Source organism: Microbacterium sp. SORGH_AS_0505, from assembly GCF_030818715.1.
Taxonomy (GTDB): Bacteria; Actinomycetota; Actinomycetes; order Actinomycetales; family Microbacteriaceae; genus Microbacterium.
The window spans coordinates 986004-1002895 of the sequence record NZ_JAUTAT010000001.1 but is presented as its reverse complement, the minus strand read 5'-3'; the positions used below and the strand labels follow the sequence as shown (position 1 = coordinate 1002895).

General features: G+C 69.6%; 16 protein-coding genes and 2 pseudogenes. 12 read left to right on the top strand and 6 right to left on the bottom strand.

Features of this window, described 5'->3' with window-relative positions:
- The first annotated feature begins 8 nt into the window (after window positions 1-8).
- The 3 genes from QE428_RS04990 to QE428_RS04980 all read left to right on the top strand — a co-directional run bounded on the left by QE428_RS04990 (window position 9) and on the right by QE428_RS04980 (window position 3282).
- Window positions 9-2150, top strand: a complete 2142-nt coding sequence (locus tag QE428_RS04990; RefSeq protein WP_373457714.1) for a heavy metal translocating P-type ATPase — start codon at window positions 9-11, stop codon at window positions 2148-2150.
- 198 nt (window positions 2151-2348) lie between these two features.
- Window positions 2349-2531, top strand: a complete 183-nt coding sequence (locus QE428_RS04985) for a hypothetical protein (RefSeq protein WP_133398960.1) — start codon at window positions 2349-2351, stop codon at window positions 2529-2531.
- A gap of 148 nt (window positions 2532-2679) precedes the next feature.
- Window positions 2680-3282: a VanZ family protein gene (locus QE428_RS04980; RefSeq protein ID WP_307463716.1), complete on the top strand. Its 603-nt coding sequence runs from the start codon at window positions 2680-2682 to the stop codon at window positions 3280-3282.
- A gap of 63 nt (window positions 3283-3345) precedes the next feature.
- On the opposite strand, the gene QE428_RS04975 is transcribed toward QE428_RS04980, so the two are convergent.
- Together QE428_RS04975 and QE428_RS04970 are read right to left on the bottom strand one after the other, a co-directional pair.
- A complete protein-coding gene (locus QE428_RS04975) occupies window positions 3346-3516 on the bottom strand; it encodes a CsbD family protein (protein WP_091357894.1) in 171 nt (56 codons plus the stop codon).
- A gap of 147 nt (window positions 3517-3663) precedes the next feature.
- Window positions 3664-4254, bottom strand: a complete 591-nt coding sequence (locus tag QE428_RS04970; RefSeq protein WP_307463713.1) for a hypothetical protein — start codon at window positions 4252-4254, stop codon at window positions 3664-3666.
- Window positions 4255-4352: 98 nt separating this feature from the next.
- On the opposite strand from QE428_RS04970, the gene QE428_RS04965 reads away from it, so the two are divergent.
- Together QE428_RS04965 and QE428_RS04960 are read left to right on the top strand one after the other, a co-directional pair.
- Window positions 4353-4781 (top strand): SRPBCC family protein, encoded by a 429-nt coding sequence (locus QE428_RS04965; RefSeq protein ID WP_307463710.1) that lies wholly within the window; start codon window positions 4353-4355, stop codon window positions 4779-4781.
- A gap of 79 nt (window positions 4782-4860) precedes the next feature.
- Window positions 4861-5286, top strand: coding sequence for a hypothetical protein (locus QE428_RS04960; RefSeq protein WP_307463706.1), 426 nt, complete (start codon window positions 4861-4863; stop codon window positions 5284-5286).
- Window position 5287: 1 nt separating this feature from the next.
- Here the strand turns inward: QE428_RS04960 and QE428_RS04955 are convergent, their stop codons facing one another.
- The 3 genes and pseudogenes from QE428_RS04955 to QE428_RS04945 all read right to left on the bottom strand — a co-directional run bounded on the left by QE428_RS04955 (window position 5288) and on the right by QE428_RS04945 (window position 7591).
- Window positions 5288-5560 (bottom strand): SDR family oxidoreductase, encoded by a 273-nt coding sequence (locus QE428_RS04955; RefSeq protein ID WP_307463704.1) that lies wholly within the window; start codon window positions 5558-5560, stop codon window positions 5288-5290.
- A 79-nt stretch (window positions 5561-5639) separates the two neighbouring features.
- Window positions 5640-6026: pseudogene (locus QE428_RS04950) on the bottom strand (SDR family NAD(P)-dependent oxidoreductase); the annotation flags it as partial.
- A 14-nt stretch (window positions 6027-6040) separates the two neighbouring features.
- Entirely contained in the window at window positions 6041-7591 is a 1551-nt protein-coding gene (locus tag QE428_RS04945; protein WP_307463701.1) for a cryptochrome/photolyase family protein, read from the bottom strand.
- A gap of 136 nt (window positions 7592-7727) precedes the next feature.
- Between QE428_RS04945 and QE428_RS04940 the strand changes: the two genes are divergently transcribed.
- Window positions 7728-8714: an aldo/keto reductase gene (locus QE428_RS04940; protein ID WP_307463698.1), complete on the top strand. Its 987-nt coding sequence runs from the start codon at window positions 7728-7730 to the stop codon at window positions 8712-8714.
- A gap of 52 nt (window positions 8715-8766) precedes the next feature.
- A complete protein-coding gene (locus QE428_RS04935; protein WP_307463695.1) occupies window positions 8767-9759 on the top strand; it encodes an alpha/beta fold hydrolase in 993 nt (330 codons plus the stop codon).
- Window positions 9760-9762: 3 nt separating this feature from the next.
- On the opposite strand, the gene QE428_RS04930 is transcribed toward QE428_RS04935, so the two are convergent.
- Complete coding sequence (locus QE428_RS04930; protein ID WP_307463693.1) at window positions 9763-10902, bottom strand: ROK family protein; 1140 nt, start codon at window positions 10900-10902, stop codon at window positions 9763-9765.
- Window positions 10903-11077: 175 nt separating this feature from the next.
- Between QE428_RS04930 and QE428_RS04925 the strand changes: the two genes are divergently transcribed.
- From QE428_RS04925 to QE428_RS04905, 5 genes and pseudogenes are all read left to right on the top strand, one after another.
- A complete protein-coding gene (locus tag QE428_RS04925; protein ID WP_307463690.1) occupies window positions 11078-12382 on the top strand; it encodes an ABC transporter substrate-binding protein in 1305 nt (434 codons plus the stop codon).
- A pseudogene (locus tag QE428_RS04920) lies at window positions 12379-13303 on the top strand (carbohydrate ABC transporter permease). Before QE428_RS04925 ends, QE428_RS04920 begins: the two are co-directional and overlap by 4 nt.
- A complete protein-coding gene (locus QE428_RS04915; protein ID WP_091357857.1) occupies window positions 13303-14223 on the top strand; it encodes a carbohydrate ABC transporter permease in 921 nt (306 codons plus the stop codon). Before QE428_RS04920 ends, QE428_RS04915 begins: the two are co-directional and overlap by 1 nt.
- Window positions 14224-14250: 27 nt before the next feature.
- Window positions 14251-15945 carry a glycoside hydrolase family 13 protein gene (locus tag QE428_RS04910; protein ID WP_373457700.1) on the top strand — a complete coding sequence of 565 codons (1695 nt, stop codon included), beginning with the start codon at window positions 14251-14253 and terminating at the stop codon, window positions 15943-15945.
- A 126-nt stretch (window positions 15946-16071) separates the two neighbouring features.
- A complete protein-coding gene (locus QE428_RS04905) occupies window positions 16072-16869 on the top strand; it encodes an Fpg/Nei family DNA glycosylase (RefSeq protein WP_307463687.1) in 798 nt (265 codons plus the stop codon).
- Window positions 16870-16892: the final 23 nt, after the last annotated feature.

Sequence of the window (16892 nt, the reverse complement as noted above, 5' to 3'; positions counted from 1 at the left end):
TCTCGGGGATGACCTGCGCTTCGTGCGCCACCCGGATCGAGCGGAAACTCAACAAGCTCCCGGGCGTCGAGGCATCCGTCAACTACGCGACCGAGAAGGCGCGCGTCCGTGCCGAGGGCGTCGAGACGGCGCAGCTGATCGCGACCGTCGAAGCCGCAGGGTACGCCGCGGCGGTGCCGGCCCCCGAGCCCGAGGCGGCCGAGGCGGAGGACGAGACCACGCCGCTCCGCCAGCGGCTGCTGATCAGCGCGGCCCTCTCGTTGCCCGTCGCGCTGATGTCGATGATCCCGCCGCTGCAATTCGAGAACTGGCAGTGGCTCGCGCTGACCCTCGCGGCTCCGGTCGCGGTGTGGGGCGCGTGGCCGTTCCACCGTGCCGCCGCCGTCAACCTGCGCCACGGCGCGGCGACGATGGACACCCTCATCAGCCTCGGAGTCATCGCGTCGTTCGGCTGGTCGCTGTACGCCCTCTTCTTCGGCGGCGCGGGCATGCCCGGCATGACCATGACCTTCACGCTCGTCGGTGCGCCGCAGGCGGGCGGACACGAGATCTACCTCGAGGTCGCCGCGCTCGTCACGGTCTTCATCCTCACGGGCCGCTACATCGAGGCTCGCGCGAAGCGGGCGTCGTCCGAGGCGCTGCGCGCGCTGCTCGAACTCGGGGCGACGGATGCCGCAAAGCTGCAGAACGGCGTCGAGACCCGCGTGCCGGTCTCGCAGCTCGTCGTCGCTGACACGGTCGTCGTCCGCCCCGGCGAGAAGATCCCGTCGGACGGACTCGTCACCGCCGGGATGAGCAGCGTCGACGCGAGCATGCTCACGGGTGAGTCGATGCCCGTCGAGGTCGCCGAAGGGTCCCGCGTCGTCGGCGCGACGATCAACGTCGGCGGTCGACTCGAGGTGCAGATCACCCGCGTCGGCGCCGACACGGAACTGGCGCGGATGCGGCGGCTCATGGAGGAGGCGCAGACCGGCAAGGCCGAGGTGCAGCGCCTCGCCGACCGCGTCTCGGCCGTCTTCGTGCCCGTCGTGATCGTGCTCGCGCTCGCCGCCCTCGTCGGCTGGACGATCGCCGGTGCGCCGTGGGAGCTCGCCTTCACCGCTGCCGTCGCGACGCTCATCATCGCCTGCCCGTGCGCGCTCGGGCTCGCGACCCCGACCGCCCTGCTGGTGGGAACCGGGCGCGGGTCGCAGCTCGGCATCCTCATCCGTGGTCCGCAGGTGCTCGAGCAGACCCGTACCGTCGACACGATCGTGCTCGACAAGACGGGCACCGTCACGACCGGACGCATGAGCGTGACCGACGTGCTGCCTGCGAGCGTGTCCCGCGAGGAGCTTCTCTCGGTCGCGGCGGCCGTCGAATCGGGGTCGGAGCACCCCGTCGCCCGCGCGATCGTCGCCGCAGCGCCGACGGGGCGCGTCGAGTCGTTCCAGTCGCACGCCGGATTCGGTGTGCAGGGTGTCGTCGAGGGGGCGGCGGTCGTCGCCGGCCGGCCGTCGTGGCTCGCCGAGCAGTGGGCCGTTGCCGTGCCCGCCGATCTGCCCGAAGGGACGGTCGTGGCGGTCGCGCGCGACGGTGTGTACCTCGGCGCGATCATGGTCGCTGACACGGTCAAGTCGTCGAGCGGGGAAGCGATCGCGCGGTTCCGCGAGCTCGGGCTCGAGCCGATCCTGCTGACCGGCGACACCGAGTCCTCTGCAGCTCGGGTCGCCGCTGAGGTCGGGATCTCCCGCGTCGAGGCCGGCGTGACACCGGCGGGCAAGCTCGACACGATCCGCCGTCTGCAGGGCGAGGGCCGGGTCGTCGCGATGGTGGGCGACGGTGTCAACGACGCCGCGGCGCTCGCAGCCGCCGACCTCGGGATCGCGATGGGCGGCGGCACGGACGCGGCGATCGCGGCATCCGACATCACCGTCGTCTCGGGCGACCCGATCATCGTCGCCGATGCGGTGCGCCTCGCGCGGCGGACCCTGGGCGTCATCAAGGGCAACCTGTTCTGGGCGTTCGCGTACAACGTCGCCGCGATCCCGCTCGCGATGGCCGCGCTGCTGAACCCGCTCGTCGCCGCGGCGGCCATGGCGCTGTCGTCGGTGTTCGTGGTGACCAACAGCCTGCGCCTGCGCGGGTTCCAGGCGGTCGGGCGGGGCTGAGGGCGGCGCTGTGCGCGCGGTGCGGGGCGCCTCTGTACGCGGTTGCAATAGATCGCGCGCGACACGCCGAGCCGCGGCATCCTTCACCCGCGTGTCGCCTCGGATCTCTTGCATCCGCGTACATCGAAAGCGGCGGAAGGCCCAGAATCCGCCGCCCGGGGGATGTTGCCGAGGTGACGCAGGCTTACCGTCGAGGGAATGGATATGCATCAGCTGTCTCGAGCATCAGCGGGAGCGACGGCCGCCGTCATCCTCGCCTTCGCGGTCGGCCTGATCGCCGACAACGCCCTCATCGGACTCGCCGCGGGCGCAGTGTTGATCGGGCCGGGCGCGTACATCGGCCTGCGGCTGACTACCGGAAGGCCGGGTATCCCGGACTGAGGCCGCTGTCCGCGGGCCGCGATGAGCCCGGGTGTCCGTCGGCTTCGGCCGTGGGGCCGAGACCATCAGTCCGCGCACGATGAGACACAGACCTCCGCGTTCAGCACGCCGGTCAGCCCGAGCCGCCCGCCTCGGATAGGGTCCCGGAGTGTCCACAAACCCTTTCGGCGAGGTCCCCGTCCTGCCCGTAGCGATCCCGCTCGGCATCGCGCTGTTCGTCCTGTTGATCGCCGTGTTGGCGCGTCGGAACAAGCTCACGTGGGCTCGCGCCGTGACAGCCGTCGTCGTCGCGGTCTACGCCGCCGGGATCTTCGCCAACACGATCTTCCCGATCTACCTGTCGCCCGTCGACAGCGGTGAGCCGTGGACCCCGAAGCTCGCGATGGTGCCGTTCTACGACTACGAGGTCGACGACGCGCTCATGAACATCGCGGTCTTCGTGCCGCTGGGAGTTCTGTTCCCGCTCCTCATGCGTCGCTCGTCCTGGGTGAAGGTCGTGCTGACCGCCGTCTCGGTCAGTCTGGGGATCGAGCTCGCGCAGATGGTTGCGCAAGCGTTCTTCGCTGGCGGTCACATCGCCGACGTCAACGACCTGATGTGGAACACCGTGGGCGGCGTCGCCGGCTACGCGGTCTACCTGCTCGCCCTGCGCATCCCCGGCCTGTCCTCGCTCGTCCGCCTGTTCCGGTGGCATGACGACGCGGCGCCACGGACGGTGGCGAGCGCTCGTCACGCCGGAACGGCTTCCTGACGGCGCCTCATATGAAAGGCCCCACCGGCTGACCGGCAGGGCCCCTCCCATGATCGGGCTGGCTTACTTGAACACGTCCTTGACGTTCTCGCCGGCCTTCTTGAGGTTCGCTTCGCGCTGGTCGGCTTCGCCCTCACGGCGGAGTTCCTCGTCACCGCGGTGGTCGCCCAGGGCTTCCTTCGCCTTGCCGGCGATGTCCTGCGCAGCGTTCTTGATCTTGTCGTCGAGACCCATGGCACACTCCTCAGTTCGTGGGAATCCCAGAATCCGACTCGCGGCGATTCCGCTCAACCGCTTGCATTCGGCGCCGTTTGATGAAACTCATACGTTTCGCCGACGCCTCGTAGGGGCGCAGCCACACGATGCGGACGCCGGTCGGGTCTACTTTCCGCATCGACCTGCCCAGTCCTCGTCGAGTTCGGCGGCGGCGTCGGGTGACGTTCCGGCATCCTGCGGCGCACGCCGGGGCTTCACGTCACGCAGGGCCAGCGCGCCGGTGCACGGCACCGCGAGCAGGTCTCCCTCGACGAGGTCGGTGGGCAGGGCCGCCTGGTTGTAGGGCCACATGGGCGCACCGACGTCGCCCGGGACGATGTCGACCATCGCCGTCTTCGCGGTGGACGCACGACCGATGAGGCGGCAGTGCTCCCACTGGATCGGGAGGTCGTGCGTCGTGCAGTCGACGAGCGCCAGACGGCGCCCGTCCTGCGAGTCGACGAGCAGGGTCACGCAGAACACGAGGACGGTGACGTCCATGCCGATGCCGCGACGGCGGGCATCCTGCGTGTGCGGGTGGGCGAGGTCGCCGGTCATCACGCACGGCGTCCCTTCGAGCGCGGCCAGGCGCGTGAGCGACACACCCGCCACGGTCACATCGCGTACCTCCGCGACGGTGTGCTCGGGCCATGCCCGCCGTTCGATCGGATCGGGGATGCTGCGTCGCAGCGAGGGAAGGAGCGTGGTCAACGTCATGAGCACAGTCCTAAGCCCTCACCCACCACCCGGGAACAGGTCCGAACGGAACCCATACGGCCGGCCCGCGCGTCGCACCCGGCACCTAGGGTGAGGGGATGTTCACCGTCACCGAGTCCGTCACCATCGACCGCCCGGTGACCGAGGTGTTCGACTTCTTCACCGAGGGGCGCGCCCGCTGGGACGAATCTGTCATCTCCGAGGAGCTCACCTCACTGCCGCCCGTCGGCGTGGGGTCGACTCTCCACACGCGGATGCGGGCGGGCGGCCGCGAGGTCGACTTCGACTGGCGCGTCACGGCCTACGAACCCGGCGCGCGGATGACGGTCACCAGCACGAGCGGGATCATGGCCACATCCTCAGACCTGCAGTTCGCCGATGCGAACGGCGCGACCGTCGTCGCCGTGCGCATCGACGCCGAGCCGACCGGGATCATGCGTCTCGCCGAGCCGATGATCGCCGACTCGATCCGCTCGACGCTGTCGACGTCGCTGACCCGCGCGAAGCGGATGCTGGAAGGCTCCTGACCCGGCGTCATCCTCTGGGCTGACACGGATGCCTCCCCGGGCCGACGACCTGCGCGCGGTGCCTGCGTAGACAGGAAGCATGAAGCGCACACTCGCCGCCCTGTCCCTTGTCCTCGTCGCCGCCGGCGTCACGACGGCCTGCGCGCCGACCGATGGTGATGACGAGGAACGCATCGTGAGGACCGTCAGCGAAGGATCGATCATCCCCGTCGCCGACCTGGTGCCCGACGATGCGAAGCGATTCACGATCGTGTGCCCGTACGAGAGCGTGGAGGATGTCGCCACGCGTCTCGGCGTCCCGGCGAAGACCGTCCCCGACCTCTCGAAGCGCGACGATGCACAGGCGCTCATCGTCGTGACCGCGGACGGCGTCGATGCAGCCGAGTTCCCGCGTGACCGCGTCGACCTGTGCTCCACCGAGGGCGCGTGGGCGGTCTACGAGAAGACTGACACGGCCACGGCCGCCGTCGCGCGCAAGGACGACGTGTACGTCGTCACGCGCTGACCTACTTCACCAGGGGCCGCACCGTCGTGAAGCCGCCGTCAACCGGGATCACCTGACCGGTGATGCGACCGGCATCCGTCGACAGCAGCCAGTCCATGACCGTTGCGACGTCGTCGGCCGTCTGCACGCCGCCGAGCGGGTACTGCTTCTCGGCACCCTCGCGCTGCATGGGGACGCTCAGCATCCCGGCGGTCATCGGGGTGTCCGTCATCCCCGGAGCGACCGCGTTGACCCGGATGCCGCGCGCGGCATACGTGGCGGCGGCACTGCGCACGAGCGCCTCGATCCCCCCCCTTCGCGGCGGCGATCGCCTCGTGGTTCGCGACGCCGATCCGGGCGACGACCGAGCTCGCGAAGACGGCGGCGCCGGGCTGTTTGCCCGTCGCCTCGAGCCAGGCCTGCAGGATCCAGATGCTGCTCTCGAGGTTGACGCGCAAGATGTCGCGCGCTGCGTCGGCCTTCGTCCGATGCAGCGGGGTGATGAGCGTGCTGCCGACCGCGTGCGCGAGCCACGCCGGTGCGTCACCCAGCTCGGACCGGCAGCCCTCGAGCGCTGCGGCGGCACCCTCGGGCGCCGTCACGTCGGCTTCGATGTGCGCGTCCGCATCGACCGAGGCGAGGGATGCGGCATCCCGCCCCACGGCGGCGACGCGCAGACCGCGCGCCCGCAGCCGCGCGACGAGGGCGCTCCCGACGCCACCGCGGGCGCCGGTCACGAAGGCGATGTCGGTCGAGGTCATGGTGCTCTCCTTGCTCAGGTGTGCGGAACCGTGATGTCGCCGCGGCGGATCGCGTCGGCGCGCTCGCGGATGCCGGTGATCTCGTCGTCGTCCAAGCGCGACACGTTCTTCACCTGCAGCGACATGCGGTGGTTGGCGGCGAGGGGCTCCTCGTGCCGGATGAGGTAGTCCCAGTACAGGGTGGTGAAGGGGCAGGCGTCCTCGCCGATCCGTTTCGCAGGGTCGAACGGGCACGTCTTGCAGTACGGGCTCATGCGGTCGATGTACTTGCCGGTCGCGGCATACGGCTTGCTGCCCATCAGCCCGCCGTCGGCGTATTGGCTCATGCCGAGCGTGTTCGGGAGTTCCGCCCACTCGACCGCATCGACGTAGACCGCGAGGTACCAGGCGTGGATCTCCTTCGGGTCGACGCCGAGCAGCATCGCGTAGAGGCCCGTGACCATGAGGCGCTGGATGTGGTGGGCGTACCCGTTCTCGAGCGTCGTGCCGATCGCGTCCTGAAGGCACGCCATCGCCGTGTCGCCGGTCCAGTAGAAGTCGGGGAGCGGTTCGAACGCCTCGAAGGCGTTCCGCTCGAGGTAGCCGGGCATCTGCGTCCAGTAGATGCCGCGGACGTATTCACGCCACCCGAGGATCTGCCGGATGAAACCCTCCACGGCGGGCAGCGGAGCCTTCTTCTCGCGGTAGGCGGCCTCGGCCGCGGCGACGACCTCGCGCGGAGTCAGCATCTTGAGGTTCATCGACGACGACAGGTGCGCATGCCAGAGCCACGGTTCGCCCGGCCACATCGCGTCCTGCGTCTCGCCGAAGCCCGGCAGACGTTCCTCGATGAACAGGTCGAGCGCCTCGAGGGCCTGCGCGCGGGTGACCGGCCAGGCGAACGAGTCGAGCGAGCCGGGGTGGTCGGCGAACCTCTTCTCGACGAGCGCGATGACCTCGCGAGTGGTCTCGTCGGGCTCGAACCGAGCGCGCGGGGGGACCAGCCCCGGTCCCTGCTTCGGGAACGACTTGCGGTTGTCGGCGTCGTAGTTCCACGACCCGCCCACCGGCTGCCCGCGGGTCGTCATCAACACGTCGTGCTTCTTGCGCATCTCGCGGTAGAAGTACTCCATCCGCAGCGACTTCCGCCCTTCGGCGTGCGCGGCGAACTCGGCGACGGCGCTGAAGAAGTGCCGGTCCTCACGGATGTCCAACGGGATGCCGCTGTGCTCGGCCACGTCGCGCAGCGCTTCGCGCACCCGCCACTCGCCGGGCTCCGTCACGACGAGTCCCTCGGGCTTCAGCGTCGTCACGTCGGCCGCGAGCTGGTCGGCCAGCGAGTCCTTCGTCGAACGGGCGTCGAGCTTCGCGTAGTGGAGGGGGCACCCGGCATCCGTCAGCTCTGCGGCGAAGTGCCGCATGGACGCGAGGAAGACGGCGGTCCGTTGCTTCGTGCTCCAGACGTGCTCGGATTCGCCCGCGACCTCGGCCATCCAGACGGTGTCCTGATCCGGGTCGAAGCCGTCGAATGCGCTCGACTCATGATCGAGCTGATCGCCCAGCACGATGACGAGGTGTCGCAGCATGGCGCCAGCGTAGGAAGGGGGTCGGACGGTTCCCACCGCTTGTGCCGAGCGGGCGAGCGCGCTAGCGATGGGGGCTCTGCCAGGGCCTCCCTCGTCGGCGCCCAGAGGCTTATCGTCGACGGCAGGAGGTTGACACATGCACACCAGGACACTCGGACAGGGCCTGCAGGTCTCGGCGATCGGGCTCGGAGCGATGGGGATGTCGCAGAGCTACGGACCCAACCCCGGTGATCGCAGCGAGATGATCGCGGTGCTCCGCTCCGCGCTCGACGCCGGCGTCACGTTCTTCGACACCGCCGAGGTGTACGGCCCATACGTCAACGAGGAGCTCGTCGGCGAAGCCCTCGAGCCGGTGCGCGATCAGGTGGTCATCGCGACGAAGTTCGGGTGGGACATCCGGAAGGGGCAGTCGGTCGGACTCGACAGCCGTCCGGAGCAGATCCGTCGCGTCGCCGACGCGTCGTTGCGCCGGCTCCGGACCGACACGCTCGACCTCTTCTATCAGCACCGGGTCGATCCGGACGTCCCCATCGCCGACGTCGCGGGGACGATCGGCGAGCTCGTCGCCGAAGGGAAGGTGCGGCACTTCGGGCTGTCCGAGGCGTCGGCCGCGACCATCCGCGCCGCGCACGCCGTGTTCCCGGTGACCGCCGTGCAGAGCGAGTACTCGCTGTGGACCCGCGATCCCGAGGTCGAGGTCCTGCCGACCCTGGCCGAACTCGGGATCGGTTTCGTGCCCTTCAGCCCGCTCGGCAAAGGTTTCCTCACGGGGACGGTGAGCACCGACACCGCATTCGATGAGGGCGACATTCGGCGCCGCGTGCCGCGTTTCGAGGCGGAGAACCTGTCCGCGAACCAGGCATTGGTCGATCATGTGAAGGTTCTCGCCGAGGCGAAGGATGCCGCGCCCGGCCAGATCGCGCTGGCGTGGCTGCTCGCGCAGCATCCGTCGATCGTGCCGATCCCCGGCACTCGGCGCACGTCGCGCATCCGCGAGAACGCTGCCGCGACCGAGGTGGCGCTCTCCGCGGACGACCTCGCCGACCTCGCCGGCCTCGCGCAGCGGGTCGGTGTCGCCGGCGACCGCTACAACGCGACCCTCATGGAGTACGTGAACCGCTGAGCGATACCGCCCCGCGGCGCGCGGCACCGGCGCCGGCTGGCATCCTGGGTGCATGCTCGCGACCGAGGATGCCCCCGACGTCGACGTCGAGCACGTCGGACGCGACACCCACCGCACGCGGGTGACGCGCGTCGAGACCACGGTAGGCGACGGCGGACGGCCCTTCGTCCTCGTCGCCGGTGTCGGTGTCGCAGCGACGTACTTCGAGTTCCTCGCGCCCTCGCTCGCCGAGCACGGGGACGTGTTCGCGCTCGACCTGCCCGGATTCGCGGGGATGCCGCGGCCCGGCGACCAGCCCACGGCGGAGTTCTTCGCGGATCGGGTCGAAGAGGTCCTCGATCACTACGGCCTCGAGGATCCGGTGATCATCGGCCACTCGATGGGCACGCAGGTCGTCACCGAAGTCCTGATCCGACGGCCGCAGCTGCGGCACGCCGTGCTCGTGAGCCCCGTCGTCAACGACCAGGAGTCGTCGCTTCCGATCGTTGCGCTGCGGTTCGCCCAGTCCGCGACCCGCGAGACGTTCCACCTCGCGATGACCGCGCTGTCGGCATACGTCCTCTGCGGGTTCGTCTACTTCGTGCAGGTTCTGCCGCACATGCTGCGATACCGGTTGGTCGAGCGGATGCCGCGGGTCGAGGCATCCGTCCTGTTCATCCGCGGCGAGTACGACGCGACGTCACCGCGCCGGTTCCATTCGCGGCTCGTCGCCGCGGCGCGGAACGCCCGCCGCTGGGAGATCCGGGGTGCGGCCCACTCGATCATCAACGCGCACGCGGTCGGGGCGGCCGAGCTCATCGTGAAGCACGCGAACGATTCGCTGCGGCCGAAGGGACGGATGCCGGCCGAGGAGGCCGCCGTTCCGCCACCGCCCCACGCCGGCATCGGGGTCGTCTGGAGCGCGATGCTCGAACGCGCCGCCGAATGGTGGTCGGCCGCGCGCCGCGACGAGGCCGGCGTCGAACGCGCGAAGGAACGGCACGCCCGCATCCTCTGGCGCGCCTACTCCCGCGCGCGCCAGGACCCGCGCCGCGAGGTGCGCTGAGACTCAGGCCGGCCAGACGTCGAGCGCGCGTTCGCGCGCTGAGGCCACAGCCGCGGCGACCGCTCCGGTGACCACGACCTCGCCCCCCAGGGTCGAAGGGACGAGCTCCGGCGCGGGCAGGTCCAGGTCGGTCGGGAGCGACCGCCGCGCCGCGGCGACGACCTCGTGCACGCCGTCCGCGATCGCGCCCGAGACGACGACACGCTCCGGGTCGAACATGCTGCCCAGGACGCTCACGATGCGGGCGAGGGCGAGGCCCACGCGGTCCACGATCCGCAGCGCGTCGGCGTCTCCCCGGGCGGCCATCGCGAGGACCGTCCGGGCGTCGAGCTCTTCTGGCCCGACCTCCCGGAATCCCGCCGTCGCCTCACCGGAGCGGGCGAGTTCGGCGGCCCACGATGCCACCCGCGATCCGAGGCCCTCGGCGCCGCGCACGCCGTCGACGTGGTCGAATGCGACCATCTCGCCGACCCCGCCGTGATGACCGCGCAGCAGGTGTCCGTCGACGACGACCCCGGCGCCCAGGCGCGACCCGGCGAGCAGGGCGATGTAGTCCTGGCATCCCTTCGCGGCCCCGTTCGACCCCTCGGCGACCGCAGCCAGCGACGCGTCGTTCTCGATCCGCACGATCGGTGCCCACGAGAGGACGTCGACGAGGTCGGGGTTCATGCGCTCCCAGAAGCGGGTGGGATGCCGCGGCGACCGCCCCGTGCGGTCGACCGGCGCGGGCACGCCGGCGCACACCGCGAGCACGTCCGCTCGCGTGCGACCCGCAGCGGCCAGGGCCCGGTCGACGGACTCGGCCACGGCAGCGGCGCGAGCGGGGGCGTCGTCACGGTCCAGAACGAGACGCGCGTCGGCATCCGCCATCGGCTCGCCCCGGAGGTCCGCGATCGACACCGACACGTGCTCGTGTCCGGCGTCGATGCCGACGACGAGGGCGGCGTCGTCTCGCAGCGCGAACCGACGCGCCGGGCGGCCCTTGCGGTAATCCCCGGCCAGACGTGCATTCGGCAGCTCGGCGAGCAACCCGCGAGCGACGAGGGCAGCGGTCGCTTCGATGGTCGTCGACCGCGTCAACCCCGTGGACTCCATTGCGTCCGTGGCGGTGAACTCGAGTGTCTCCCACGCGAAAGCGAGCACGGCGTCCTGACTCGCCGGGCGAGTCGGAGGAGAGACGAGTGTCGACATCGGGGTCTTGACCTTTCGGGATCTGCCCTGCAATATTGCCTGCATCGGATTGATTTGGCGACTAAATATAGTCGCGAGGTTTGACCGATTCGGGATCTTTCGTCCGCAACGACGCGATCGGATACACATGTCATCGACCCATTCCCGGCTGCGCCGGGGCGCCGCGGCGCTCGCCGTCCTCTCGATCGGGGGTGCACTGCTCGCTGGTTGCTCGGCCGACGGCCGCGAGACCCTACGGTTCACCTTCAGCAAGCGCGAGGCGCTGCCGTTCATGCAGGACGTCGTGCAGAAGTACAACGCCTCGCAGGACCGCGTCACTGTCGAGATGGACACCTCGGGCGTCGACGTCGTCTCGGCCAGCTTCGTCCGAGGCAACCCGCCCGACATCATGCTCGCCAACTACAACTACGAGGTCGCCCGCTTCGTGCAGCGATGCGCGCTCAGCGACCTGAGCGGGACGGATGCCGCCGCCACGGTGCGCGAGGACCTGCAGCCGCTGATGGAGCAGTACGGCACGTGCGAGGGTCGCACGAGTGCGCTGCCGTACTCGGTGATGGCGTCGTCGGTCATCTACAACACGCAGATCTTCGAGGAGAACGGCCTCGAGGTGCCGACCACGTGGGATGAGCTCATCGCCGTCTGCGACGCGCTCGAAGAGGCCGGCGTCACGCCGTTCTACGGCACCTTCAAGGACGACTGGACCGTGGCGCAGGGCTGGTACGACTACGCGATCGGCGGGTCCGTCGACGTGATCGACTTCTTCGACCGCCTCGCCGCGCAGGGCGCCGACGTCGACAGCTCATCGGAGGTCTCCTTCGAGAAGACCTTCACCGAGCCGGTCGAGAAGGTGCTGCAGCTCGCCACCGAGTACACGAACCCCGATGCCGACAGCCGCGCATACGGCGACGGCAACCTCGCGTTCGGCGAGGGCGAGGCGGCGATGTACCTGCAGGGGCCCTGGGCTTTCAGCGAGATCGCCAAGACAGCGCCCGACGCCCCGCTCGGAACGTTCCCGCTTCCGATGACGGATGATCCCGACGACCTCGCGATCCGCGTGAACATGGACCTCGCGGCCATGATCCCCGACGCGTCGACGAAGAAGGATGCCGCCCGGGACTTCCTCGAATACCTCTACCAGCCCGAGATCATTGAGGCCTACAACGAGTCGCAGCTCGGGTTCGCACCGACGACGGATGCCGCTCCGCCGCAGGATCCGCGAATCGAGGGCATGCAGTCGTTCTACGACGAGGGTCGGCTCTACCAGGGTCCGTCGGTGCTCGTCCCGAAGACGATCCCGGTGTTCGCCTACGCGCAGGCCATGCTGTTCGGCCAGGACCCCGCGCGCACGTTCGCCACCATGGACAGTGACTGGTCGCGACTCGCGTTCCGCCAGCCCGTCCTCACCGACGAGGCCGAGGAGGCAACGCGATGACCACCACCACAGGGTCGACGACGACCCTCCTGACTCAGGGCGACCGCACCGCGAGGCGCAGTTCGAAGCGCGTCGAGCCGATCTACTACCTGTTCCTGCTGCCGACGGTGCTGCTGTTCACCCTCGCGATCACGGTTCCGGGTCTCATCGGCATCTTCTTCAGCCTCACCGACTCGATCGGGCTGGGGGAGTGGAACTTCATCGGGTTCACGAACTACATCGCCCTCTTCAGCGACCCGGCGATCCTGCAGAGCTACCTGTTCACGGCGGGCTTCGCGATCGCGACCGTGATCGTCGTCAACATCGCGGCGTTCCTGCTCGCCGTCGGGCTGACCGCCCGCATCCGCTTCAAGACGGGCCTTCGCACGATCTTCGTGATCCCCATGGTCATCTCGGGCATCATCATCGCCTACGTCTTCAACTTCCTGTTCTCGAACTCCCTGCCCACGGCGGGGTCGACCCTCGGCATCCCGTGGTTGCAGGAGAGCCTGCTCGCGAACCCCGACCTCGCGTGGATCGCCATCGTTCATCGTGACGGCGTGGCAGGCGATCCCCGGGACGCTCCTCATCTACATCGCCGGGCTGCTGTCGGTGCCGGGCGACGTGTACGAGGCGGCCGACCTCGACGGCGCATCGAAGCGCCAGCAGCTGTTGCGGATCACGCTGCCGCTGGTCGCCGGCTACGTCGTCATCAACGTGATCCTCGGGTTCAAGGGCTTCCTGAACGCCTACGACATCATCGTCGGTCTCACAGGTGGCGGGCCTGGGACGGCGACCCGCAGCGTCGCGATGACGATCATCGCGGGCTTCAACGGCGGCGACTACGCCTACCAGATGGCCAACGCGACGATCTTCTTCATCGTCGCCGTCGTGATCTCCCTCCTCCAACTCTCGCTCACGCGCGGAAGGAACCGAGTCTGATGTCCACCACGCAGCCCGCGCTCGCCTTCGAACAGGCCGATGCCGTCACCGCGACGGACCGCCCCGCCGACGCCCCGCGTCGCCGGCGCCGCGCGGTCGCCGAACGTCCCAGCTGGTCGACCACCGTCATCCTCTTCCTCTGCGCCATCACCGTCCTCCTGCCGCTGTACGTCACGATCTCGATGTCGCTGAAGACGACGGGACAGGCCGTCGACGGCAACGCGTTCTCGCTGCCAGCCCCGATCAGCTTCGACGGGTTCGTGCAGGCGTGGAACCTGACGCAGTTCCCCGTCGGCGCCGCGATCTCGTTCTTCGTCACCGCCGGCACCGTCGTCGCGACGATCATCCTCGCCGCCTTCGCCTCGTATGCGATCGTCCGCAACTGGGACCGGAAGCTCTTCCGCTACTCGTTCTTCTACCTGCTCGCGGCGATGTTCATCCCGTTCCCCGTCGTCGCGCTGCCGCAGATCCAGCTCACCGGCCGGCTCGGGCTCGACAACCCGTTCGGGGTGATCCTGCTGGCGACGATGTTCCAGCTCAGCTTCAGCGTGCTGCTGTTCACCGCGTTCCTGCGCTCGATCCCGATCGAGCTCGAGGAGAGCGCCCGCATCGACGGCGCCTCGACGTGGCAGACGTTCTGGAAGCTGATCTTCCCGCTGCTCGCGCCGATGAGTGCAACGGTCGGCATCTTCGCCTTCCTCTACGCGTGGAACGACTTCATGCTCCCGTCGCTCATCATCTCCGACCCGTCGATGCAGACCCTGCCCGTGCGGCAGAACCTGTTCCAGACGCAGTTCAGCAACAACTACAACGTCGCCTTCGCGTCGTACCTCATGGCCATGGCCCCTGCGATCCTCGCGTACCTCTTCACCCAGCGCTGGGTGATGGAGGGCGTGACGCAGGGCGCCGTCAAGGGCTGACCGACCACCGAACCCCGAAAGGACACCGTGACCTCCGACGTGCAGACCGCACCCGAGACCGCCGACCTCACCGACGCCGAGCTACCCGAGTGGTGGCGCCAGGCGGTCGTCTACCAGGTGTATCCCCGCAGCTTCGCGGATGCCGACGGTGACGGCATCGGCGACCTGCGCGGCATCCGCTCGCGGGTGCCCTACCTGAAGGAACTCGGCGTGGACGCGGTGTGGATGAGCCCGTTCTACCCGTCGGAGCTCGCCGACGGCGGGTACGACGTCGCCGACTACCGCGACGTCGATCCCCGCCTGGGGACGCTCGCCGACGCGGACGCGCTGATCGCCACGCTGCACGAGGCCGGGATCAAGGTCGTCATCGACATCGTGCCGAACCACACGTCCGACCAGCACGCGTGGTTCCAGGAGGCGCTCGCCTCGGAGCGCGGGTCGGCTGCGCGGGCGCGGTACATCTTCCGCGACGGGAAGGGCGAGAACGGCGAGGAGCCGCCGGCGGACTGGCAGTCCGTGTTCGGCGGGCCGGCCTGGGAGCCGGTCGGCGACGGCCAGTGGTACTTCCACAACTTCGCCGTCGAGCAGCCGGACCTCGACTGGTCGAACCCCGAGGTGCGTGCCGACTTCGTGCGGACCCTCCGCTTCTGGTCCGACCGGGGCGTGGACGGATTCCGCATCGACGTCGCGCACATGCTCACGAAGGACCTTCCCGACGAGCTGCCGACGCAGGCCGAGCTCGACGCGATGCCGCACGACGGGCAGCATCCGATGATCGACCGCGACGACGTGCACGAGGTCTACGCCGAGTGGCGTGCGGTCTTCAACTCGTACGACCCGCCCCGCACCGCGGTCGCCGAGGCCTGGGTCGCGCCCGCCCGCATCCCGCTGTATGCCAGCGCCGAGAGCCTCGGGCAGGCGTTCAACTTCGACCTCCTCGAGGCCGACTTCGATGCGAGCCAATTCCGACGCATCGTCACCGACAACCTCGCGCTCGCCGCGTCGTCGGGATCATCGACCACCTGGGTGCTGTCGAACCACGACGTCGTGCGCCACGCGACGCGTTACGGGCTGCCGCATCCGGCCCGGGATGCCTCGGGCCGCCCCGCGCGCAAGCACGGCAACGAATGGCTGCTCTCCGGCGGCGCCGCGTCGACCGTCGATGCCGACGCGGGGATCCGGCGGGCGCGCGCCGCGAGCCTGTTCGTCCTCGGGCTGCCGGGATCGGCGTACATCTATCAGGGCGAGGAGCTCGGCTTGCAGGAGGTCGGGGACATCCCGGAAGGCGACCGCCAGGACCCGACGTTCATCCGCAGCCCTGGCGAGGACATCGGACGGGACGGATGCCGAGTGCCGATTCCCTGGTCTGAGTCCGGGTCGTCGTTCGGCTTCGGCTCGGGGGGAGCGCACCTACCGCAGCCGGCGTGGTTCGGCGAGATGTCGGTCGAGGCGCAGGAGGGGGATCCCACGTCGACGCTGAACCTCTACCGCCGCGCGCTGCATCTGCGCGACGACCTGCAGACCGCGGAGGAACTGACCTGGCTCGAGACGGGGCGTGCCGATGTGCTCGCATTCACCCGACCGAACGGTTGGACCGTCGTGACGAACTTCGGCGACGAGTCGGCCGACCTGCCGGCGGGCGAGGTGCTGCTCGCGAGCGGAGATCTGGACGGCGGCCAGCTGCCGGGCGCGACGACGGTCTGGCTGCGGGCCGCACGCTGACGCGCGTCGGCCCGGCCCTCCGACTCCAGCGCCGAATCACCACTCAGCTGTCGAATCACCGCCGGAATGCACGACGATGGGTGGTGATTCGGCACGCGGGTGGTGATTCGGTAGGCAGGGGGACGGATGCCGGAGGGTGACAGCGTGTACCGCTTGCGGCAGCGGCTGGCCGCGGCATCCGTCGGTCACGTCGTCGTCGCGGGGGAGCTGCGTTCCGGCGCGGCGGCGGGCACCCCGCTCGCGGGTGCGCGGATCACCGCGTACGACACGCACGGCAAGCATCTGCTGACCCGGTTCGACACCGGGCAGACGATGCACACGCACCTGCGGATGCAGGGCAGCTGGACCGTGACGCGGCCGGGTCGACGCATCCCCTCGCGCGAGGATCACCGGGTGCGCGTGCGGATGCGCCTCGACGACGGGTCGACGCTGTGGGGCATCGACCTGCCGGTGGTCGAACTCGTCGCGACTGCGGACGAGGGCGCCCTGCTGGCGTACCTCGGTCCCGATCCGCTGCGGGACGACTGGGATGCCGCCGAGGCGGTGCGTCGACTGTCGTTGCAGTCCGAGCGGCCTCTGGTCGCGGCACTCCTCGACCAGCGGAACCTCGCCGGACTCGGCAATCTGTGGGTCAACGAGACCGCGTTCCTCTCCGGCGTGCATCCGTTCGCACCGGTCGGGTTGGTCGACCTGGTTCCGCTCGTCGAAAAGGCGTCGCGGATGCTGCGGATCTCGGCGACCGTGCCGGGCATGTACCAGGTGACCACCGGTTCGACCCGGAAGGGCGAGTCCCATTGGGTCGTCGGACGCGCCGGGCGCCCGTGCCTGCGCTGCGGCGCCCGGATCCTCGTGCGGGACGAGGTCGCGAACGATCCCGAGCGTCGCCGCACGTGGTGGTGTCCGCGGTGCCAGCCGGAGGCATGAGCGTGCGTGACCGCAACCCCTTC